The sequence below is a fragment of the Anaeromassilibacillus sp. SJQ-5 genome, assembly GCF_054108045.1.
Genome location: NZ_JBPJWQ010000001.1, coordinates 2,689,805 through 2,712,845, shown reverse-complemented (window position 1 = coordinate 2,712,845; position 23,041 = coordinate 2,689,805). Strand labels below are relative to the sequence as shown.

15 protein-coding genes are annotated in these 23,041 nt (G+C 60.5%); 12 read left to right on the top strand and 3 right to left on the bottom strand.

The genetic code is table 11. The features are described 5' to 3' along the window. Positions 1–28 precede the first annotated feature (28 nt). The 12 genes from ACSAMM_RS11600 to ACSAMM_RS11545 all read left to right on the top strand — a co-directional run bounded on the left by ACSAMM_RS11600 (position 29) and on the right by ACSAMM_RS11545 (position 19,471). Complete coding sequence (locus tag ACSAMM_RS11600) at positions 29–1,840, top strand: DUF4874 domain-containing protein (protein WP_457791532.1); 1,812 nt, start codon at positions 29–31, stop codon at positions 1,838–1,840. Between the two features lie 25 nt (positions 1,841–1,865). Further along, positions 1,866–3,365, top strand: coding sequence for an ABC transporter substrate-binding protein (locus ACSAMM_RS11595; protein ID WP_457791531.1), 1,500 nt, complete (start codon positions 1,866–1,868; stop codon positions 3,363–3,365). A gap of 49 nt (positions 3,366–3,414) precedes the next feature. Beyond that, positions 3,415–4,335, top strand: coding sequence for an ABC transporter permease subunit (locus tag ACSAMM_RS11590; protein ID WP_178725605.1), 921 nt, complete (start codon positions 3,415–3,417; stop codon positions 4,333–4,335). Next, positions 4,332–5,303 carry an ABC transporter permease subunit gene (locus tag ACSAMM_RS11585; RefSeq protein ID WP_178725601.1) on the top strand — a complete coding sequence of 324 codons (972 nt, stop codon included), beginning with the start codon at positions 4,332–4,334 and terminating at the stop codon, positions 5,301–5,303. The genes ACSAMM_RS11590 and ACSAMM_RS11585 overlap by 4 nt, the downstream gene beginning before the upstream one ends. A 24-nt stretch (positions 5,304–5,327) precedes the next feature. Next, entirely contained in the window at positions 5,328–7,979 is a 2,652-nt protein-coding gene (locus ACSAMM_RS11580; RefSeq protein ID WP_178725599.1) for an extracellular solute-binding protein, read from the top strand. 18 nt (positions 7,980–7,997) lie between these two features. Continuing rightward, the gene (locus tag ACSAMM_RS11575) at positions 7,998–8,894 is read left to right on the top strand and encodes an ABC transporter permease subunit (protein ID WP_178725597.1); all 897 of its coding nucleotides are present in this window, start codon (positions 7,998–8,000) and stop codon (positions 8,892–8,894) included. 28 nt (positions 8,895–8,922) lie between these two features. Then, positions 8,923–9,786, top strand: a complete 864-nt coding sequence (locus ACSAMM_RS11570; protein WP_457791529.1) for a carbohydrate ABC transporter permease — start codon at positions 8,923–8,925, stop codon at positions 9,784–9,786. 128 nt (positions 9,787–9,914) lie between these two features. After that, entirely contained in the window at positions 9,915–11,369 is a 1,455-nt protein-coding gene (locus ACSAMM_RS11565; RefSeq protein WP_457791528.1) for a hypothetical protein, read from the top strand. Positions 11,370–11,393: 24 nt separating this feature from the next. Further along, entirely contained in the window at positions 11,394–12,095 is a 702-nt protein-coding gene (locus tag ACSAMM_RS11560; RefSeq protein ID WP_457791526.1) for a Yip1 family protein, read from the top strand. A 32-nt stretch (positions 12,096–12,127) separates the two neighbouring features. Then, the gene (locus tag ACSAMM_RS11555; protein ID WP_457791525.1) at positions 12,128–14,308 is read left to right on the top strand and encodes a DUF5696 domain-containing protein; all 2,181 of its coding nucleotides are present in this window, start codon (positions 12,128–12,130) and stop codon (positions 14,306–14,308) included. Positions 14,309–14,344: 36 nt separating this feature from the next. Then, entirely contained in the window at positions 14,345–15,559 is a 1,215-nt protein-coding gene (locus tag ACSAMM_RS11550; protein WP_457791524.1) for a Gfo/Idh/MocA family protein, read from the top strand. A 30-nt stretch (positions 15,560–15,589) separates the two neighbouring features. Next, positions 15,590–19,471, top strand: coding sequence for a DUF4874 domain-containing protein (locus ACSAMM_RS11545; protein WP_457791523.1), 3,882 nt, complete (start codon positions 15,590–15,592; stop codon positions 19,469–19,471). Positions 19,472–19,948: 477 nt separating this feature from the next. Here the strand turns inward: ACSAMM_RS11545 and ACSAMM_RS11540 are convergent, their stop codons facing one another. From ACSAMM_RS11540 to ACSAMM_RS11530, 3 genes are all read right to left on the bottom strand, one after another. Then, the gene (locus tag ACSAMM_RS11540; protein WP_457791521.1) at positions 19,949–21,178 is read right to left on the bottom strand and encodes a Gfo/Idh/MocA family protein; all 1,230 of its coding nucleotides are present in this window, start codon (positions 21,176–21,178) and stop codon (positions 19,949–19,951) included. Positions 21,179–21,201: 23 nt separating this feature from the next. Further along, positions 21,202–22,023: a carbohydrate ABC transporter permease gene (locus ACSAMM_RS11535; protein WP_457791520.1), complete on the bottom strand. Its 822-nt coding sequence runs from the start codon at positions 22,021–22,023 to the stop codon at positions 21,202–21,204. Positions 22,024–22,091: 68 nt separating this feature from the next. Then, positions 22,092–23,012: a carbohydrate ABC transporter permease gene (locus ACSAMM_RS11530; RefSeq protein ID WP_457791519.1), complete on the bottom strand. Its 921-nt coding sequence runs from the start codon at positions 23,010–23,012 to the stop codon at positions 22,092–22,094. Positions 23,013–23,041: the final 29 nt, after the last annotated feature.

Below are 23,041 nucleotides of genomic sequence, written 5' to 3'. Positions count from 1 at the left end.
CCGGAAGGGTACGGAAAGGAACATGGATATGAAACGAAGCTTGGCCGCCCTTTGTTTGTGTTCGCTGTTCGTCGGGCTGGTTGGTTGCTCGCCGAAGCCCGCGACCAGCGGCCTGGTGTCGCAGCCCGGTGTCGTGTCGGGGGAAACCGCCAGTACGGGAGGAGGATTCACGATGGAATCGACGAATTCCGGCCCGGGCGGCGCGGACAGCTCTGGGGAGCCGGGTCAGACAACCGGCAAGTCGGTGGGGGGAAGCGCCGCGACAGGCTCCGGCAGCACAACGGCCGGAGTCGGCGGCCCCACCCGCCCCTCCGCTTATGTGCCGGGCAGGCTGGACATCAAGCAGCGGACGCTGAAGGCCGGCGACGCTGGAATCGACCAAAGGCTGCTGGAAAATCCCGATCGCGGCTTGAGGCTGGAAACCCGTCTGTCGGTTGACGGCGCCACGCCTAACAGTCAGCCCAACGCCATTGACGATTTGCGCGACCAGCGCGACTTTTACCTGGAGGACTCCCCCCAGCTGGCCCAGGCGTACTTTTATCTGAGCGGGTATGCCGACACACCCACGCTGCCCGCCTCCGCGATCACCCGCATGCAGGAATTCTTCGATCAGGCCCGCAAGTGGAACATCAAGCTGCTGCTGCGGTTTGCCTATCAGTACGACCAGCAGAACGGCGGTACGGTCCGCCCCGGCGCCAAGGGAGAAGCGCGGCAATCGGTGATGAACAGCCACCTCGACCAGCTGAAGCCCCTGCTTGAGAAGAACAAGGACATTCTGCACGTGGTGCAGGTCGGCATGATCGGGGCGTGGGGCGAGTGGCACAGCTACAGCGACAGCGGCGACTACGCCATCGACGAGGCGGCCTTGGTGCGCAAGGTGCTGCAAACCGTCCCGGCGGGGGTGTTCGCCCAAATCCGCCTGCCGCAGTACAAGAACCTCATTCCCGCCGCCGACCCGCTGTATAAGCGCATCAGCTTTCATGATGACGCGGTGTTCGGCGTGTACCATCCCTGGAACAAGGAGCTCAGTCCGGGCAAGGAGCAGTATAAGCAGATCACCCGGGAGGCCGCGAACGCGCCGGTGGACGGGGAGATGTTCTGGGGCGGACAGATCAGCAGCGGCGGCACCCCGGTCAACGCCTTTGAAAGCGGCACGAAGGATGAGATCAAGCGTTGGAACGTCATCGGGCTGATGGCGGAGCAGCGCATGACCTCCTTCAGCCTGAGGCATTCCTATCGGGAGACCGATCATGGTTCCGGCAACGGGCCGTACGCGTATTCCATGGAAAAATGGAAGCAGCGCCCGGTCACCAAGACTGAGCTGGACGGGATGGGCCTCTTCTATGCGCCGGGCTGGTTTGAAAAGGACGGCAAGGCTGTTTCCCGCAGCGCCTTCGAATATATGCGGGATTATCTCGGCTACAAGCTGGAGCTGCAGAAATTCTCGGCTGCCGGCGAGCTGAAAACGAACGGCAAGGTCAGCCTGTCCGTGCATCTGACCAATTATGGCTTTTCGGCGGCGTTTAATATCGAAAGCGGCTTTGCCGTCATCGACGACACGGGGAAGGTGCTGACGTCGGTCAAGGCGGGGACCCCCGCCTCCTGGCATTCCCGCGCGCCGGGCGCCGCGGCCGAGCGCAACAGCGGCGGTTTCCTCGGTTTTTCCGACAAAACCCGCCTGACCCACGAGGTCGGCGCCCAGCTGACCCTGCCGAAAAAGGCCGGGAACTATCATATCGCTTTTTATGCCAAGAGCACCAACGGGCGTTTCGTTCACTTTGGCAACCAGATGAAAACCATCAACGGCTATCACGTATTAGAATCGGTATCCGTGGCCTAATTGCTGTACGGAAAGGATGAGGGACATGTCAAAAGCAAAGCGTTTGGCGGCGCTGCTGCTCAGTGGTCTGCTGCTGATCGGGCCGGCGGGCTGTCACAAGGAACCGCAGAAGCCGGAGGGTAGCAGCGGCGCCACCACCGCCGCCACGGCCGGCAGCGGCACCGATGCGAGCGCCGACACCGATGCGAGCGGGGAGGCCACCGGCGGCGCGGACACAAGCACCACCTCGAAGCCGGGGATCATCCGGCCGGCCGGCACTACCAAGGGGCAGACGACAAAAAAGGCCGGTACCACGGCGCCTCCGAAGCCGATCGAAATCAAGGAGGACGTGCAGAACGCCAAGTTCAAGAATCTCAAGGGCACCCTGAACATCGTGACCAGCCAGTCCAACCCATACGAGCCCCAGATCATCGCCGAATATGAAGCAAAATACGGCGTGAAGGTGGAGCAGAAGGTCATGGGCTGGGCCAGTTTCCAGTCGCAGCTTGCCAGCATGGTGCAGGCGGGGAATCCCCCCGACGTGGCCAGCATGACCGATGCGACCTCCCTCAACTGGTGCTACGGCAATCTGGCGCAGCCGCTCAACAAATACCTCGATCTGAAATCTCCCACCTGGAATCTGGACGACATGAGCCAGTTCAAGATCGGAACTAACTATTACGGCATCCCGCTGTACGAATACAACGGGTTTATGATCTACTACAACAAGGCCCTTTTCAAAGCACAGAAGCAGCCCGATCCCTATACCGAGTATTATCTCAAAGGCAACTGGACCTTCGAAACCTTCCGCAAGGTGGCCAAGGCCATGACCATTGTGGAGGGCGGCACGGTCAAGACGCAGGGCTTTGCGACCTGGTATTTCCCGGTTTTTGTGCTGGCCAGCGGAGGAAACATCCTCAAGGAGCAGAACCGCACCTATGTGTCGGATTTGCAGAATCCGGCTACCGCCCGGGGTATGAACTTCCTGCGCGATCTGTATATGGATGGTTCGTTTGATTACCGGGTGCGGGGTTTCACCGAATTCGGTAACGGCAAGGCGGCCATGGTGGCGGAGCGGCCCCAGAACCTTATCGGCGACCACGACTACTACGCCTCCATGAAGGACAACATCGGCGTGGTGCCGTTCCCGAAAATGGACAAGAATTCGAAGGCTTACGCGCCCGCGCTGATGACAGCCAATTTTGTGCCCAACAAGGCCCGCAACCCGCTGGCCGGCGTGGCATGGATTTATTACAACCACCGCCGCGCCATCGACGGCGAGGCCAACGGCAACGCCTCCGTGCTGGAACAGCGCCGCCGCAGCGTATCGGACGAACATAAGAAAATTTTTGACGACTACTTCAAGTCCGCCGTCAAGATCACCACCAAGCTGGAAGGCCTCACCGGCTGGAGCGACGAGCTGCGCGGGCAGTTTTGGGGCGAAATCCTCACCGAATCCCCGAGCAACTCGAAACCGGCCGAAGAAGCCATTGCCGGCATGGAAAACATCATCAAGACCCATCTGAAGCTGACGGTTGGCGGCTGACAGAGACAGCCGGCGGATATTGAACGGAGCAGGAAGGACGGTGATCCCCGTGGGTCAAAAATGCAAACGCCCCGTTACCAACGCCCGCCGGCGGGCGCGGGCCGGCCGCCTGTTCGTCCTGCCGTGGCTGATTGGCGCGCTCCTGTTTTTCGTTCAGCCGCTGGTGCAGGTGGTGCAGTATGCCTTTACTAACCTGCAGTTTTCGCCGGACGTGGGCATGGTGCTCGAGCCGTTAGACGGCCTGTTCGACAACTTCCGTTTCGCGTTCCTCGAGGACACCAATTTTCCCCGGCGGCTGGTGGATTCCCTGACCTCCATGCTCTACCAGATTCCGGTTATCCTGCTGTTCAGCCTGTTCGTGGCCATTGTTCTGGGGCAGAAGTTCCGGGGGCGCGGCGTCATGCGCGCCATCTTTTTCCTGCCGGTCATCGTGACCTCCGGGGTGATAGCCACGGTTATCCGCACCAGCATGGCCGGTGTCACGCTCGGCGCGGGGGATTCCGCCGGGATTTTCAACGCGACGGTGCTGATGGATACGCTTGTGCGTTCGGGCATGCCCGACGGCCTGGTCAGCACCGTGGGCGGCATGGTGTCCAACGTGTCGGATCTTGTCTGGAAAAGCGGGGTGCAGATTCTGATTTTTCTCACGGGCATTTTGGCTATTCCAGAGTCGCATTACGACGTGGCCCGGGTGGAGGGCGCCACCGGGTGGGACACCTTCTGCAAGGTGGTGTTTCCCACCGTCGTCCCTTACATACTAGTGAACTTCGTGTACACCATGATCGATATCTTCGTCAGCTATGACAACGCCGTCATGCGCTGGATTTCCGACCTGACGCTGGGCATTCAGAAATCGTACGCGGCCGCCATGGCCCTGTCGTACTTTCTTATCATCATGGGCAGCATCGCGGTGATTTTGGGGCTTGTCACCCTGTTCACCCGCGCGCGTCGGAAGGGGGCGAGAGGATGAAACGCACCGCGGAAGGACACTCCGGCCTCCCGTCCACCGCCTCGCCCCTGCCCTATCTGGGCGGTGCGGCGTGGAGCGCCGTGCGCTTCTTGTTTTTGCTGTGTATGGCGTTTATCATTCTCTATCCGCTGGTTTACATGCTGAGTCTGTCGATCCGCGAGGGACGGGACGTGTACGATATGTCGGTCGTGTGGATACCCAAGCACTACACGCTCGACAACTTTAAGACAGTTTTCGGTCCGCTGAATTTCGCCGAAGTGATGAAAAACAGCGGAATCCTCGCGGTCACCTGCACCGTGCTGTCGGTCTTCGTGTGCTCGCTGGCCGGCTACGGCTTCGCGCGCTTTCAGTTCCGCGAAAACCGGCTGCTGTTCCTTGTGGTCATCCTGACAATTTTGATTCCTCCTCAGCTGACGGGTCTTCCCAATTATGTGTTGTTCAGCTCCTTCGACTTTTTCGGCTTGTTCCGGGCGATTACGGGGCACGCAACGAATCTCAATCTGCTCAACAATATGGGTGTGATGATGCTGATGGCCGCGCTGGGGCAGGGGCTGCGGGCGGGCCTGTTCATCTTCATTTTCCGCCAGTATTACAAGGGCGTCCCGAACGAGCTGGAACAGGCGGCGGTGATCGACGGCTGCGGCTATACGGCGACCTACTTCCGCATCATGCTGCCGAACGCGGGCGGGCCCATCCGTATTTGTACGCTGTTCTCGCTGGTATGGTACTGGAGCGATTACTACACGCTTTCCACCTACCTGCCCGATGTGCGGATCGTTTCCAGCGTGCTGGGCGACATGCGCAGCTCGCTGCAACACATTCTGGCGCAGGACGCCCTCGATCCCTATAAAATCATCACGATTGAGCAGGCCGCCTGCATCGCCAGCGTCCTGCCGCTGCTCCTGCTCTTTCTCATCGTGCAGAAGACGTTTGCGCGCAGCGTGGAAACCACCGGCCTGGTCGGCTGAGTACGGAAAGGAACGTGAGCAGATATGCGCTTTTCACGCGGAACACGGCTGGCGGCCTGCCTGCTTGCGCTTTCCATAAGCCTTCCGGGCGGGCTGGCCCGCGCGGCGGAGAGCGCCGAATCGCCTCTCACCCTGACGGAGGGCCAGTCTGTCACCCTGACGCTGGAGGCCCCGCAGACGGGCGAATACCGGCTGGAGCTGGAGTTCATGGCGCTGACGGGCAAAACGGTCAATCCGCAGGCGACTCTCTCTCTCGGGGAGGCCTACCGCACCTCGGTCACCCTTCCCCGCCTATGGAAGGATTTGCGGCAGGGAGATCGGTTTGCCGTGGATGAGAAGGGCAACGAGCTGGTTCCCCGACAGGAGGAGCTTTTCGAGCGCCAGACGGTTGTTCTGTCCCTCGTCGGAGGCGGACAGCCGGTGAAGCTGGAGGCGGGCCGGTACACGCTGACCCTGACGATGACGGCCAAATCCATCGAGCTGTACGGTGCGCGCCTGGTGCCCGCCGTCGGCCGCAGCTATGCCGCCTATACCGAGGAGCAGGCCGATAAGCCGGCGGGGGAGACGGTTCCCATCTATCTGGAAGCGGAGCTGCCGTCCCGCAAGTCCTCCGCGGGCCTTACGGCCACCTTCGACAACAGCTCCCCCGATATCAGCCCCAGCGCCGCCGATCGCACGCTGCTCGGCTTGATTTCAGCCGGTTCACGGGAGGGCCAGTGGCTGGAATGGGAATTCGAGGCCGCACAGCCGGGCTTTTATAAGCTGACCATCGGCTACCGGCAGAACAGCATGCGGGGGCTCGGGGTGCGCCGCGGCGTCACCCTAGACGGCAAACCCCTGTTCGACGAGCTGGACGAACTGGTTTTTCCTTATACCGAGTCGTTCGCCGCCCTGACGCCGGGTGGGGAGTCGCCTTACCAGATTTATCTGGACAAGGGAAAGCACACCCTGCGCCTGACGGCGACGCGTGGGCAGCTGGTGGAACCGCTGGCGGCGCTGGATCAGGCGATCGATCGCATGAACAAGGCCTACCGCGATATTCTGGTCATCACCGGGACGACCCCCGATCCCTATCGCGACTACTATCTGGAAAAGGAAATCCCCACCCTGCTGGACGATCTCGCCTGGTGCCGGGATACCTTGCGCGCCGGCGCGCGCTGCATCGAAGCCTTGACGGGAGGCCGGAGAGGAAGCGAGACGAGCCCCATCGACGAAGCGGTCCGCACCCTCGACGGCCTGCTGGAAAAGCCCTATCTCATTGCCCAGAGGCTGAGCCTGTACAAAGCGCAAATTGATGCGGTGGCCAACCAGAGCGCCTATCTGAGCAGCCAGCCTCTGGAGCTGGATACGCTGGAGCTGCTGCCTGTGGAGGAGGCGTCCCACCGCCGGACACACAGCCTCCTCGAGCGGATAGGGTATCGCGCCGCGGTGTTCTTCCAGTCCTTCCTCAAGGACTACAGCTCGTCCACCGCTGTGCAGGCATCCGGCCCCCCGCTGAAGGTGTGGATCAGCGTTTCGGAGCTGCTGACCACCGGGTCGGCCGCCGGGCGGGAGCAGATGCAGGTGCTGCAGCGGCTGTGCGCCGAGGAGTTTCCTTATCCGGTGGAGCTGGCTCTGGTGAATACGAACGATGTCATCACCCAGGCCATCGTGTCGGGGAAGGGGCCCGACGTCGCCCTGTTCGTACCCGAGCAGACGGTGATCAATCTGGCCGTTCGCGGCGCGCTGGCCGATTTTCAGACGATGGACGGCATCGAAACGGTAAAGGAGCGCTTTCATCCTTCCGCCTTGGTGGCGGCGGGCTGGAACGGCGGGCTGTACGCTCTGCCGGAAACGCAGACGTGGTTCATGCTCTTCTGCCGGACGGATATTCTAAACGAGCTGGGCCTCGATATTCCGGACACCTGGGACGAACTGTATCACGTCCTCCAGGTGCTGCGCCAACGGAACATGCTCGTGGGCGTGCCCGAGGACCAGCGGGTGTACGAAATGCTGCTGCTGCAGCGCGGCGGCCGGGTGTTCAATACGGATTTGACGGCCACCGACATGGAGAGCGACGTGTCTGTCGGGGCGTTTGCCGCTTGGACCGATTTCTTTGTCAAGCATTCCACGCCGGTCGCCTACGACTTTTACAACCGGTTCCGTACCGGCGAAATGCCCATCGGCATCGTCAACTATACCCTGTATAACCAGCTGCAGGTGGCCGCTCCCGAAATCCGCGGCTTGTGGGAAATGGCGCCGGTGCCCGGCGTCGAGGTGAACGGGGAGTTAAACCGTGCCCAATCCTGCGTGGTCAACGGCTGCGTCGTGGTGCAGAGCAGCGCCCTGCGCGACAAGGCGTTCGCCTTTGCGGACTGGTGGACGAGTGACGAAACGCAGGGGCGTTTCGGGCTGGACAGCGAAATTCTTCTGGGGGCCTCGGCCCGGTACAACACGGCCAATGTGGCGGCCGCCGCCGAGCTGGGCTGGACCGATCGCGAGCAGGCGACCCTTTCCGCCGCGAGGCAGGCACTGTGGGATATCGAGCAGACGCCCGCGTCCTATTATTACAATCGCAACATTCTAAACGCGTTCCGCCGGGTGGTCTACAATTACGAAACGCCGCGGGACGTGATTGGGCGGTATGCGCGGGAAATCGATCGGGAGCTTGTGCGCAAGCGCAAGCAGCTGGGCTAAGACGAGGGAGGGGAAGAAATGACCGGGCTGAAACGGTTTTTCAAGAAATACGGAGCCAGCTATTTTCTCCTGTCCTTCTGGCTCGTTCTTTTCCTCTTTTTTACCGTGATTCCTATCGTCGCCTCGGTACTGCTCAGCTTTACCGACTTCGATATGGTCAACGCTTTGAAGCCGGTGGGCGTCGACAACTACATCCGCCTGCTGCTCGACGACGATATTTTTATCAAGGCGCTGGGCAACACGCTGTTTTACGCCCTCCTGACCGGCCCGGCCGGGTACCTTCTGAGCTTCATCGTGGCGTGGCTTATCAATGAGACGGGCCGCAACATGCGCGCGGCGCTCACCCTCATATTTTACGCGCCCGCCCTCGCCGGCAACGTCTTTATGGCGTGGCAGTATATTTTCAGCGGCGACGCTTACGGCATTCTCAACAGTCTTCTCATGCGCTTCGGCTTCATTGCCGAGGCCATCCAGTGGCAGAACGATCCGCAGTACAATTCCATCGTGGTGATTACGGTCATCCTGTGGATGAGCATGGGGGCCGGCTTCCTCTCGTTTGTGGCGGGCTTCAAGCAGCTTAATACCAGTCTCTATGAGGCGGCGGCGATGGACGGCCTGCACAACCGGTGGCAGGAGCTGTGGTACATCACGCTGCCGCAGATGGTGCCCCAGCTACTCATCGGCGCGGTGCTGACCATTTCCACCTCGTTTGCCGTGGGCTATCAGAACTCCGTGCTGACCGGCAATCCCTCCACCGACTATTCCACCCATACCGTCGTGCTGCACATGTCGGATTATGGCTATACACGCCTGGAAATGGGTTACGCCTGCACGGTGGCGGTGGTGCTTTTCGTCATCATGATCGCCACTTGGACCCTGATAAACCGGGGACTGCGCAGCCTGTCCAACGATTGACGGCATCCCCAGAGAGGAGTTGATAACCGTGAGAACACTGCTGCGGCACCGACGGCGCATTTCCCGCTCGGCGGGAGGCAATTTTCTGGTGGCTCTTTTCCTGTTGCTGCTGGGCGCGTTCATGCTGCTGCCCATCTACTATACGGTGGTCAATTCCCTCAAGCCCATTCACGAGCTGTTTCTGTTTCCGCCCCGGCTGTATGTGACAAGCCCCACCCTGGATAATTTCCGCGGTCTTATCCGCATCCAGGGGCAGGCGCCGGTTCCCTTTGAACGCTACGCATTCAACAGCCTGTTCGTGACCGTGGCGGCCACCGGCGGCTTCATGCTGGCCGCCTCCATGGCGGCCTATCCGCTGGCGAAGCATAGGTTTCCGGGGAAAAAGGTGATTTTGCAGCTGGTGGTGTTCGCCATCCTGTTTCGCACCGAGGTCACGGCGGTGCCGCAGTATATCCTTATGGTGAAAACCCGCCTCATCGATACCTACGCCGCCCTGATTCTCCCCGCGTTGGCGACCTCCTTCGGGGTGTTCCTCATGACGCAGTTCGCCGAGGGCATTCCGGAGGAAATCCTCGAATCGGCCCGCATCGACGGAGCCAAGGAAATCCCGCTGTTTTTCCGCATGGTGCTGCCCATGGTGCGGCCGGCCTGGCTGACCCTCGGGATATTCACCTTCACCAGCGTATGGAGTACGACCGGCACGCAGTTCATTTACAGCGAGGAGCTCAAGATGCTGCCCGCCATGCTCGCCCAAATCGGGGGCGCGGGATTGTCGCGCGCAGGCGTTTCGGCAGCGGTCAGCGTGCTGCTCATGGTGCCGCCGGTGGTGATGTTCCTCTTTTGTCAGCGTTCCGTTATCGAAACCATGGCCCATTCGGGCCTTAAATCCTAGGTAAGCGATGAACCAATCACGCCTGACGGCTCAGCGGCGACTTGGCGGAGAAATCCCCTGCACCAATCCAACCGCTGGATTTCATCATCGCTTACCTAGGGCTACTCGCCGGAGAAGGGGGAAAGACGGTGTATAAGCGTATCGTTTGCCTGCTGGCGGCCGCCGTGTTTTTCATGACCGGCCTCAAGGCGTCGGCGGGATATTATTACGACAGGCGGGGCCGCTCGGTCGCCGCGCCCGACACCTATGTGGCCGGCGGCCTTCTCGACGGGAACGCGCTGGGGATCGGCTCGTTCGATGCGATCGGGGATCTGTATGTCGACGGCGAGGAGGCCCTGTACATCGCGGACACGGGCAACGATCGGGTGGTCGTTCTGTCTGCGGACGACACCGTGCGGCGGGTGGTGGAAACGGTGGAAACCGATGAAGGCCCGGTGCCGCTGAACGCGCCCGAGGGCGTGTTTTATCACAACGGCCTGCTGTATATCTGCAACACGGGCGGCGGCGAGGTGCTGGCCGTGGACGCGGACAACCGCGTGGTGCGCCGTCTGGGGAAGCCGGAATCCGCCAGCCTGTCGGAGGAGGCGGTTTTCAAGCCCTCCAAGGTGGCTGTTAACGCGTCAGGGGCGGTGTTCGTCGCCGCCTCCGGTATCTATTTGGGTCTGCTGCAATACGGGACCGACGATGTATTCGCCAACTTTTTCGGCGCCGCCAAGGTGGAGGTGACGCCCGACGTGGTGCTGGCCGCCATGTGGAAAAGCCTGTTCACCGACGCCCAGCGGGAATCCCTCAAGCGGGAAATCTCCACGGAATACGCCAACCTGTTTATCGACAGCGAGGATTTTGTGTTTACGGTGACGTCCACGGTCAACGAAAAACAGGTCAGCCGCCTTAATGCGGCGGGAGAGAACATCCTCAAATATCCCGGCTACGACGACGCCTCTCTTTTTACCTCCGGATACAACCGCAACAACTTCGGAGATCAGGAGTTCGACTACTCCAAGGGCTATAAAATTGTCAGCCAGCTGACCGACCTGCATGTCGACGCGGAGGGGATCCTGACCGTGCTCGACAGCCGTCGGGGCAAAGTGCTGCAGTTCGACAGCGAGCTGAATCCCATCGGGGTATTCGGCGGCACCGGCGACCAGCGCGGCTTTTTCCGCGGCGCGGCGGCCCTTGAGAAGCAGGGGGAGGCCTATCTTATTGCCGATGGGGATAAAAACACCATTACCCGCATGGTGCCCACCGGATATATCCGCACGGTGCGGGAGGCGCTGGCCGGCTACCGGCAAGGAGAATATGCCCGCTCGGAGGAGCTGTGGAACGAGGTGCTTGCCTCCAACCCGCACTTTACCGTCGCCTATCGCAGCATCGGCCGCGCCCTGCTGGCCGATGGCGACTGCCGGGCGGCGATGGAATACCTGCGGGAGGGCGACGACCGGTATTATTATTCGCTCGCCCTGCAGGAATACCGCCGGGATTTCATCCGGAACAACCTACTCTGGCTGCTGCCCGCCATGCTCGCCGTCCTGGCGGGGCTGGTTGTGGGCTGGCGCCGCTTGAAACGATGGCTGCAATCCTGATGTCGCATGAAAGGAGGGGATCCCATGTCCAACCTGCGCAAATTCCTGCAGCTGAGCTATAACCGCGTCCGGTATCGGGAGCTGGTCGAACCCCACGGCAGAGCCTTTGATAAATCTCGCTTTCTCGTGCCGTTCCGTCAGTTTTTGCATCCCCTCCAGACCTATGGCGCTATGAAATTCGAGGGGCGGGGCTCTCTGCCGCTGGCCAATTGTCTGGCCCTTTTGTATCTGGCGTGCCAGGTGGCGCGCTACTTTGGAACCGGCTATCTGTTCAACGGCAACGAGCCGGAGAATTTCAACCTGCTGACAACGCTCGCGTCCACCGTCGGCCTGCTCGTCCTATGGACGGTGTGCAACTGGACGACCAGTGCCCTGCTGGAGGGGGAGGGGTCCATCCGGGAACTGTGGATAGCCTCCTGCTACGCTACCCTTCCCTATCTGGTCATCGTCCTGCCGCTGACCGGGCTGTCGGGCGTGTTCACGCTGTCGGAGGCGGTATTCCTGAACACCGGTCTGGCCATCGCCCAGGGGTGGATGCTGGTGCTGCTGTTCTGCGGCACCATGATTACACAACAATTCACGGTGTCCCGCACCATCGTCTGTGTGCTGCTGACCATCCTCCTGATGCTGGGAGTGGTGTTTCTGCTGCTGCTTTTCTTCACCATTTTTCAGCAGATGGCCGGCTTTGTGTCCACCGTGTTCGCGGAACTAACCCGTCGGGGATAACCGGCGCGGGGGTAAAGAAAGGAGTGTCGGCCATGAAATGGCGCGCGTGTACAGCGGTCGTTGTCCTGCTTTTTGCCACCGCCCTGCATATCGCGGCGGGTCCCGCCCAGCCCGATTCTGACGGGCAGACGGCCACCCGGGCGTTCGAGCCGGACGAAAACATGGTGCAGGCCGAAACCGGTGCGGGCCGGTACTCCCTGTGGATGAACGCCCTGAACGCGGCGGTCTGCCTTGCGGATGAAAAAACAGGAAACACTTGGTGGACCAATCCGATCGCCCCCAAGCTGGACGTGTTTACCACCGACGCCGCCATCGAGGAAATGCGGGCGCAATTGGTGGTGCGGTATTACGACGAGGACAAGGTGGTGAAAACCGTCAACACCGTCCAGTGCCTGGAGAACGACACGGTGCAGATCAGCCATATTCCCGACGGGTTCCAGGTGGTTTACGATTTTACCGGGCCCGAGGAGAATTTTTCCCTCACCCTGCAATACACGCTGACCGGCGATCGCCTGCAGGTCGCGCTGCCCGCAGGGGGGATCGAGGAGCGGGGGAGCGCGCGCATCAGCGAGGTGGACGTGCTGCCGCACTTCCTGTCCGGCAATCGGGACGAGGAAGGCTATCTTTTTCTGCCGGACGGGGCAGGGGCCCTGATGACCTTCGCCGACTATAAGCCGGACGCTGCCCCCTACCGGCAGACGGTTTACGGCCGGGATACCGCCGTCTCCCTGCAATATGAGGAGGGAAAGCCTTTAACCGCCTCTCTCCCGGTGCTGGGGATGGTGAAAGAGGGCGCGGGGCTGCTGGCGGTGATCGAGGGCAACGCGGCGGCCGCCGTCCTGAGCGCGGTGCCCACGGGCGTTTACGCCGACTGCGCCAACGCGGGCGTTACCTTTGTCCTGCGTCAGATGGATCGGGCGGTCATCGCCAACAAGGACTGGACCTACAACGAATACCCCGTGGTGAATCCGAATCGCAGCGCCAACGACTGTGTACTCGCGTTTTATCCGGTGCCCGAAAACGCCGATTACAGCGCTTTGGCCGGCCGCTACCGGGACTTGCTCGATGAAACGGCGCACCGCGCACCCGCTTCCTCTTTTCTGCACGGGACGCTGGAATTCTATGGTCACGGCTGGAAGAAAGCCACATTTTTGGGATTTCCCGTCAAGAAAAATGTGACGGCCACCACCTTTGCGCAGGTGCGCGCTTCGGTTGATCGGTTTGCGGAACGGGGCCTGACCCAGCTGGGTGTTCAGCTGATCGGCTTCGGCGACGAGGGATACGAGCGGTCCTCCTCCGACAAAATGAAACCGGCCGGCTCCCTGGGCGGTCGCAAGGGCCTGGAGGTTCTGATCGGCAGTTTGCCAGACGGCGGCCAGGTCTTTTGGAGCCAGGATTTGGTGCGGCTGTTCGGCAGCAGCCGGAACGCGATACAAAGCCTCAGCCATGTGACGGTCAAGGGCGGGCGCTATCTGCTTTCCACCGGCGCGATGGAGGAGAACGGCAGGCGGTGGCAGTACAGCCGCGCGGACACCGTCCTTCGCCGGGCCGGGACGCTGGAAAACAGCTTGAGCGACGGCCTCGGGGTCGATTTGGGGCTGGCCGGGGCAGAGCTGTACAGCGATTACAGTGACGCGCGGCCGATGGAACGGGAGCAGGCCTCCGCCGATATGGCGGCCGCGCTGGACGCCTTTGGCAAGCGGCCCGTGGCGGTGGCGGGAGGCAATCTGTACGCCGCGCTGCGCGCCGATCTGATAACGGATTTGCCTGCGGGGGCCTCCGGATTCGACTGTATGTCCGCGTCTGTGCCCTTTTACGGCATGGTGTTTTACGGATACGCCAGCCTGTGCGGCACACCGCTCAACACGGTGGACGACTGGGACGAGGCGCTGCTCGACTGCCTGGAGTACGGCGTAGCGCCGGCGTGGCAATTGACCGGCTGTTCCAACCGTGCCCTGCGGGAGACCTCGCTGTCCTTTCTGTATAATACCGCCGCCGACGAGGTGGCGGAGCGGGCCATATTCCTGCTTGAACGGTACGAGGAAACGGCGGCGCGCCTGGACGGCCGGCGGATGCTTAGCCATCGTCGGGAAAACGGCGTCGTCCAGGCGGCGTACAGCGGGAACGTGCGGCTGGTTATCAACCGCAGCGGACAGCCCACTGTGTTCGAGGGGGTCTCTTTGCCGCCCGGTGAGTGGCGGATATTGGAATAAAAGAGGTGGGAAGAGATGAGGAAGGACACCGTCAATATGGCGATCACCGGACTGGGGGTCCGGGGCATGATGCTGCTGGAGGAGCTGCTGACCATACCGGCCGTGCGGATAGCGGCTGTCTGCGATATCTATGAGGATCGGATGCGGGCGGGAGCCGATCGGGCAGCGGCCGCCGGGCAGGCCCGCCCGGCCGTCTATACCGATTACCGGGAAATGCTGGCGGCGGGCGGCCTGGACGGCGTAGTGGTCGCCTGCGACTGGACCGCCCATATGCCGGTGACGCGGGCCGCTCTGAAGGCGGGGGTTCCCGTCGGCCTGGAGGTGGGCGGCGCCACCAGCCTGTTTGAATGTTTCGAGCTGGTTCGCCTGTCGGAGGAAACCGGCGTTCCCTGCATGCTGTTAGAAAACTGCTGTTACGGGCGGGAGGAAATGGCGGTTCTCCATATGATTAAGCTGGGGGTTCTCGGGGAGATTATCCACTGCGCCTGCGGCTATCTGCATGACCTGCGGGAGGAGATCTGCCTCGGGCGGGAAAACCGGCATTATCGCCTCGACAACTACCTGCATCGCAACGGAGACAACTATCCCACGCACGGCATCGGCCCTATTGCCCAGTACCTGGGGATCAACCGCGGGAACCGGTTTTTGTCTCTTTCCTCGGTGGCGAGCAAATCTCGGGGGCTGCGCAACTGGGCGGCCGCCCATCTGCCTGCCGATCACCCCCTGCAGGAGCGAACGTTCAACCAGGCCGATGTGGTAACCACCATGATACAGTGCGCCAACGGCGAGACGGTGCTTTGCACGCTGAACACCTGCCTGCCCCGTCCGTATTCCCGCGGGGGACTGGTGCAGGGCACCAAGGGGATCTGGATGGAGGAGGGGCGCCGCCTGCATCTGGACGGTCGGGGCGAGGCCGACGAGTGGATACCCGCCGATCAGTATCTGGCCGAGTTCGATCATCCCTTATGGGTGGAATACCAGCGGCAGGGGGTGCACGAGGCGGGACACGACGGCATGGATTATCTGTGCATGTGCGCGCTGGTGGAGAGCATTCAAGAGGGGATTGCCCCGCCCATCGACGTATACGATGCCGCCACCTGGATGGCGATTACCGTTCTGTCCGAGCAATCGGTCGCCCTGGGCGGCGCGCCGGTCGCCTTCCCCGATTTTACCGGCGGGGAATGGATCCATCGCCGGCCGGGGCCGGTCAGCAAATACGCGCTCGATCGCATATGCGGCGAGCTGTTCTGAATGTACCCCATTGGGAAAGGAAGCTTGTAGATGAAACGATGGCTTTCCGTAAGTCTGGCAGTCTGGTTGATCCTGAGCATCTTCTGCGGCCCTCTGGCCATTTCCGCAGACACGGAGGATTCCGGCGGCTTCACGGCGCGGCGGATGCCGCTTCCCCTGAACAACGACAAAGCGGCGGCGGGAACGGTGATTCTGTCAAACAGCGCCGGGGTGGAGCAGGGCAATCTCACCTATCACGACGGACGCAGCTCCCAGACGGCGGGCGACGGCAGCGGCTGGCAGCTGGTTACGTATAACCGCGCCCTGCACACCGCGAATTCGCCGGTGCGCATGCTGGTGACGTCCAACCCGACGGGGCTGACGAGCAACCTGTATGCGCTGGACGCCACGACGGAGCAGACGGCGGAGAACGCCAACCGCGCCACCTCCTTCAGCTATTATTTCAACCACACGCAGAACGCCGTGCCGCTCGCGGGCGGAGAAGGGATCATGTTTTATGTCGATATGCCCGCCGACGCCGCCGGCAAGACGGTGCATAACCAGCTGTCTCTCTGGTTTGTCGTGCAGAGAGGATCCAGCGCGTCCTGGTACGGTCTGGGAGACAGCCGCCGCCGCTCCTACGCGCTGGACGCCGCGGGGAATCTGTACGATCTGGCCCCCGACGGCAACCGCTGCTTGACCATGCCGTCCAACCGTTTCCGGGGCTATGTGTACATTCCCTTTGCCAGCCTGACGAACGCCGGCGGCGCGCTCTACACGCCAGAGGCGGGAGACAAGCTGTACCAAATCCAAATGCAGGTGAGGGATTTCGGCGGCGCTTCCGGCCCTCTGCGGCAGGGCTCTTGTATGATTACGACCGGCAGCCCGCTGTACGCGCCTCGCCCGACCCTTGTCCTCTTTGAGGGGGAGAGTGCGCGGGAACTATTCACCGGCCAGCCGCCGGCGCCGCCCGATGCCGTCCAGGGCTTCACGGCCCGCTCGATGCCGGTGCCGCTGCACAACGATAAAGCGGCCGCAGGCGCCGTTATCCTTTCGAAAAACACAGGTGTGGAGACGGCGGGAATCACCTATCACGACGGCCGCAGCTCTCAGACGGCGGGCGACGGCAGCGGCTGGCAGCTGGTCACCTACAACGGCCTGCTGCGAACCGACCAATCGCCGGTGCATATAAAAGCGGCGGTCAATCCGACCGGGCTGATTTCCGCCAAGGCGTACGCCCTGGGTGCGGACACCGTGCAGACCGCGCCCGCGGCCAACAACAACAAATCCTTCAACTACTATTTCAATCATACGGCCAATCCGGTGCCGCTTGCGGGCGGCGAGGGCTTCCTGTTCTATGTGCGAATGCCGGACGACGCGCCGGATACCTCGTCGCATAATCAGATCGTGCCCTGGTTTATCATCCAGAAGGCCTCCGGGTACACCTGGTATCATGTGAAAAACGCGGACAGGCGTGTATACGCCCTTTCAGAGCGGGGAGACCCGACGCCGCAGGCGCTGGCGGTCAGCACGAGCGGCTGTATCACGCTGCCCGAAAACGGGTTCCAGGGCTATGTGTACATCCCCTTTTCCAGTTTGTCGGACAGCACATCCGCCCCCTATACACCGGGAGCAGCCGACAAGCTGTATCAGATCCAAATGCAGGTGCGGGATTTCGGCGGGGCACTGGGAGCCTTCCTGAACGCCTCGTACATGGTGACCACCAGCAGCCCATTGACCGCTGACGTCCCTTACGCCGTGCGGCTGGACGGCGCGCCGGCCGTCGACATATTCAACGGGGCCGCTCCCGGTATCCGGGGCGTATCCACCGCGTTGCAGCTCCCCTTCCTGAGCGGCTACAAGCTGGGCGGACAGCTGGCGGCGGATCGCGCTTTCGATATGCAGACGGGAAGCGGTACGAGTCGCGGCGATTTGTCTATCCGGCCGGTGGACGCTCTCAACGACCTGTCCGATTTCCCCATGCTGGAAATCGGCACGGTATCCGCCGCCCAGCCGGTGCTGGACAACACCGCCGCGTCCAGCAAGCTGGCCGTCACCTACCGCGCCTACTGGCAGGTGGATTTGAGCGGCGCGGACGCGCTGATGCTGTATTTGAAAATGCCCGCGGCGCCCGCCGGGACTTCCTCGTTTATCTTCAGCCTTCCCATCACGCGCGGCGGGGCGACCGTCACCTCCAGCCTCTCAGCTGGCAAGCCATTTTACACACTGGCCAAGGGGACGGAAAGCTGGCAGCAGCAGACCGGCGCATATCAGACTGTCACCCTGCCCGGCGGGTTTGAGGGGTGGGTGCGTATTCCGCTCTCCTCCTTCAATCAGCCGATGGCCGACGCGGTGCTCACGGGAATCACGTTCCGCTTTCGGGATTTCGGCGGGGGCCTGGGTGCGGGAACAGTGGGCTCGTTTCTGCTGGCGACTAACACCCTGATGACGGGCGATCGCCTGGTGGCTGATAACCGGAATACCGCTGCTCCACTGTTCCGCGATACCCGGATCATACCGGCCGCCGTCCAGAAGACGCTGCCGTCCCTTCCGGCGGAAAACGACAAGGTTCTGGAGCTTAATCCGGACAGGGGGTTTCGCTCGGAGGTAATGCAGGACGTCAAGGTGCTGGCGGCAAACGGCAGCTACGACCGGATGAAAGCGGCCGCGGGCCAGGCCATAGAAAACCAACTGGCGGGGCAGGGGCCCACCACGGTGATGCAGGTCTATCTGTATCTGAGCGGATACAACAGCGGGGATATTCCGCAGGCGGGCCTGGACGCCGTCGAAGCCTTTTTGGACGCGTTAAAGAGCAGAAATAAAAAAGCCCTGCTGCGGTTTGCCTACGCGAAGGACATCGGTGACGCGGCCACCGACGCGCCCCAGGCCATCATGCTGCGCCATATGGATCAGCTGGCCCCGGTGGTCAGCCGGTGGAAGGACACCATCCATGCTCTGCAGGCGGGAATCGTGGGGGCCTGGGGCGAATGGCACGGCGAATCCTACGCCATCGACAAGACCGCCGTGCTAAACAAGATCGTGGGCACCCTGCTGCCGCCGGGCACCTACCTGCAAATGCGCCTGCCGGATTATAAGAATCTCCTGCCTTCCTCCCACCCCGCCTATTCCCGCATCGGCATTCACAACGACGCGGTTTTTGGGAAAATCCCCAACAGGGGCTACGGCACCGGCGGTCTGGACGCCGGCAGCGCCCAGTGGAACCAGCTGGTCACCCAGGCCCCGTACGCGCCGCAGGACGGGGAGCTCTATTACAGCACGTGGAACCAGACCAACAACGTCTACTGCGACGGCTACGAGGCGATCCGGCAGTTTTCTGAGCATCGCTTCACCACCTTCAGCCACTACCATGGTTATTGGGACGCGGGAGGGACGGCCCAGACGGCGATGGGACGGTGGAAAAATCTCGCGGTAACCCCCGCCTGGCTGGCTTCGAACGGGATCGTGGGATCCCCGGCATGGTTTACCGATCGCAACCGGCAGCCGATCGCCCGCAATGCGTTTGCATTCGTCGAGGCGCACCTCGGCTATCGCCTGGAGGCGCAGGACGTGACGATTCATAGCAGCGGTGCGCCGGGAAGCACCGCCCATGTCTCGCTGTCGCTGAAAAATTATGGCTTTTCGGCGGCCTTCAACCTCCAGAGCGGGTTCGCCATTCTGGACGAAGACAACCGGGTGGTGTCCCAGATAGACGCGGGAACGCCTGCCGCGTGGCACAGCCGTTCTCCCGGGCAGTACAGCGACGCGACCATCCTGCGGCATCGGGTGGGGGCCACCATGACCCTGCCGGCCACCCCCGGACGGTATAAGCTGACGTTCTATCTCAAAAACGGACAGGGGAGTGCGGCCCGTTTGGCCAACGGTGTCCGGGTGATCGACGGCTATCACACGCTGCATACCTTCGATGTACAATGAAAAGCTAAAAAAATTAAGCAAGGCCGCCAAACAGTCATAGGACTCGTTTGGCGGCCTTGTTTTACATAGTCATGGCTAAGTTCCGCTCCCTGACTGAAAACAATTATTTCAGAAAGTCTTAGAAGTTTTGACTTGCGGAAGCCCATCGCTATCTTACATATATAGCATCGATTGACAAGGACGAACACGCCTGCCGTCGGCCAAAAAGGTGGCCTGCGGCGTTCAGTGGTCTTTGCTGGCCGCCTTTTTGCTCCGACGGTAGGTCCTTCGGAGTTTTTCGGCAGTGAAAAAGAGAAGATGGCAAGGCGGACGAGGCCGCCGGGCTGGCGCCCGGCAACGAGGACAACGCCGCCAGCACCCCTTTTCACGCCGAAAAACCGCGTTTTCCCTTGTCAATCGATGCTACCTTTAGCAGTTTTACGGTCGGCTCATAGTCCTCCGTGTAAGGGGATAAGCGCCCCCTGTTTTCCTCACGTGTCAAATCCATTCCTTTAGGTCAATGGTCCGCTTTTCTATACGCGACCTTTCCGCCGCGATACAGAGAATATGGCTTTGGATAGACTTTTCTATCGATGTCGCGGGCGGCTTGTCTCCCAGCGCGCTGGCAATAAAATCCTCCACCAATACGGTATCCGCGCCCCCATGAAGCGCATCCGGATGGCCGACGTGATAGATCTCCCGATCGCCGCTGCGGAAATTATAGACCTCCACCAGGTCATCCTTCATATAGGCGCGGATCTCTCCCATGGTCCCCATGATATGCGTTTCCCGCTCAAAATTGGAAAACGCACACATCGTCAGAGTGGCGGTGATCCCGTCTTCAAACAGCAGGTTGACCGTTTGATGATCCACGACATCGTTGTCACATTGAAAGACGCACCGGCCGTACCGGCCCTTTTTCAGCGCTTCTACCGTATCGGTATAGCCCTCTTTTTCCACGGCGTATTCCCGAAACAGGTGATCCTTGTATTTCCCGAGGTACTTTGTCGCGCTGTAAGGACAGCTGCCGCTATATTTGCAGCCGTCAATGCACCTGTCCGCACAGCCCTCCGGCGCGTTTTCACGCTTGAAAAACTCCAGCGAGCCGTAGGAGGACAGGCTCAGGCAATCTCGTCCTGTCAGCCAGAGAAGCAAATCGGTATCGTGGCAGCATTTTGCCAGAATCATCGGGCTGCCCGCCGTCTTGTTCCAGTCCCCGCGGACAAAACTGTGCGCATAATGGAAGGTCCCAACCGGTTCCATATGGTTGATACTGGCTATCTGGCCGATCTTTCCGCTGTCGAGGATTTCTTTCACCTTCCGGTAAAAGTTGTTATACCGCAGGCTGTGGCACACCTGGACCACCGCGCCGTATTCCCGCGCCGCCGAGGCAAGCTGCCGGCACTTCTCGATATCCTTATCAATCGGCTTTTCCACCATGATCTGCCGGTATCCCGCTTGTATCGCGGCGATCGCCGGCTCCACATGTTCATTGTCCTGGGTGCAGATGAAAAGCAAATCGCCCTGTACACCGTCGTCGAGCATTTCCCGCCACCCGGGATAGAGCCGCTCCCGGCTGCAATGGTATTTTTCTTCCGCGAGCCGGCGCAGATGCTCCTTGGGCTCCGCTACGGCTGCCACCTCGAAATTGTTTTCGTTTAAAAACAGGTAATTGGCGTAGCATTGGGAGCGTGCGCCGAAGCCGAAAAAGACGGCTTTTATTTTCATGTCCGTGTTCCTCCCGTGCGGTCTCAGTCTTTCAGGCCCGAGCTGGCCATGGTCTCGATGATATTGCTCTGCGTAAAGATAAACACGACAATCGGCACGATCATCATCACAACGATCACCGCGGAGCCCACGCCCGCGCGCGCAATCCCTCCGGCGACAATTTGATTGATTGCATATGACAGGGTTTTCAGCTGCTCGCTGTAGATAAAGACACTCGATCCCATATTCCATAGCTGCTGCACGGAAAACACCATTAGGGTCAGCCAGGCCGGCTTGATGTTTGGCATGACGATTGTCCAGAAAATCCGCATTTCTCCGGCGCCGTCGATTTTGGCCGCTTCCAGCAGCTCGTCCGGCAGCTGTTCCATAAACTGTTTGATCAAAAACAAGCCGAGCGTGCTGCCCATGGCCGGGACGATGATGGCCTTATAGGTGTCCACCCATCCCAGGCCGCTCATGATCAGAAAGTTGGGAATCGCCGTTACCGTCGCATTGAACATCAGGGACAAAATTATCAGCTGGAAAATCCATTTGGCACCGGGAAACGGATGCTTTGCCAGGGGATAGGCGCACATGGACGCCAATACCAGCTGGCCAAACGTGCCGACGGCCGTAATAAACAAGGTGTTGAAAAAGTAACGGGACAGCGGCACCCAGGAATTCTGCAAAAGGACAAACAGATCGATAAAGTTCTTAAAGGTCGGATTGCGCGGGAATAGGGGAGGGGGGAAAATCCACAGCTCATCCAATGGCTTGAACGCGTTTCCGATGGCATAGACAAGGGGCAGCGCAATGAATATGCCCAACAGCGTTATCGTGGTAAAAACCGCGATATCGCCCGCCAAAGAGCGATTAACGCGTTTGTGACGCTTCGCTCGGAGTTTTTTCGGTCTGATTTCAGCCGCTTCCAAGTCTATTCACCTACCTTTGCGATCAATTTTTGGACAAGCAGGTTGACGCCGACCATCATCACAAACAAGACCGTGGCAATGGCGCAGGCGTAGCCCATTTGAAACCGGATTGTCCCGTAATCCTCCAAATGATGCATGATCGTATGCGCCGCATAGTCCGTGCTCGGAAAGCCGCACAGCGCCGTGATGACGCCGCCGATACCAAAGGAGTTGGTGATGCTCATGACAGCGCCGAATAACAGCTGCGGCCGCATGACCGGCAGCGTGACGTACCACAGCTCCTGCCAGCGGTTGCGGATCCCGTCCACGGCGGCCGCCTCATACAACGAGACGTTAACCGTCTGAAAACCGGCGATGAACGTCAGGAAGGTTGTCCCCAAGCTGCCCCACAAGATGATGAACATCAGGATCGGCACCATATACTGCTTGTTCGTCAGCCAGCCGATCGGTTCCACCAAGGCGCCGATTTTAATCAGCCAGGCGTTCAGAAAGCCGTTGGCGTCGCCGCTGAAAATCAATTGCCAGACCATATAGACGTTGGCAAGCGTCGGCGCATAAAACAGCAGCGTCAACACGGCTCTGGCCCGGGGCCGCAGGTCGTTGATGAACCAGGCCAGCCATAAACACAGCAGATAACTCAGCGGCCCTGTAATCGCCGCAAACAAAATGGTGTTTTTCAGTGCAATCAAAAACAGCGGATCTTTTATAAACAGATTTTTGTAATTTTCCAGTCCGACAAATCTTGCGGGCTGCAGCACATTAAAATTCGTCAGGCTGAAAAACATGGCGATGATAACGGGAGCAACCGTAAAAAGAACAAAAATGATCATAAACGGCGCAATAAAGCCATAGGAGACCTTATATTTTTTCATTTGTCTCCATGTGTATTGTCCCCGCTCTTTCAAGCCGATTGGATGTTTCATAGAAAAGATCATTCCTCCCTGCAGCCTAG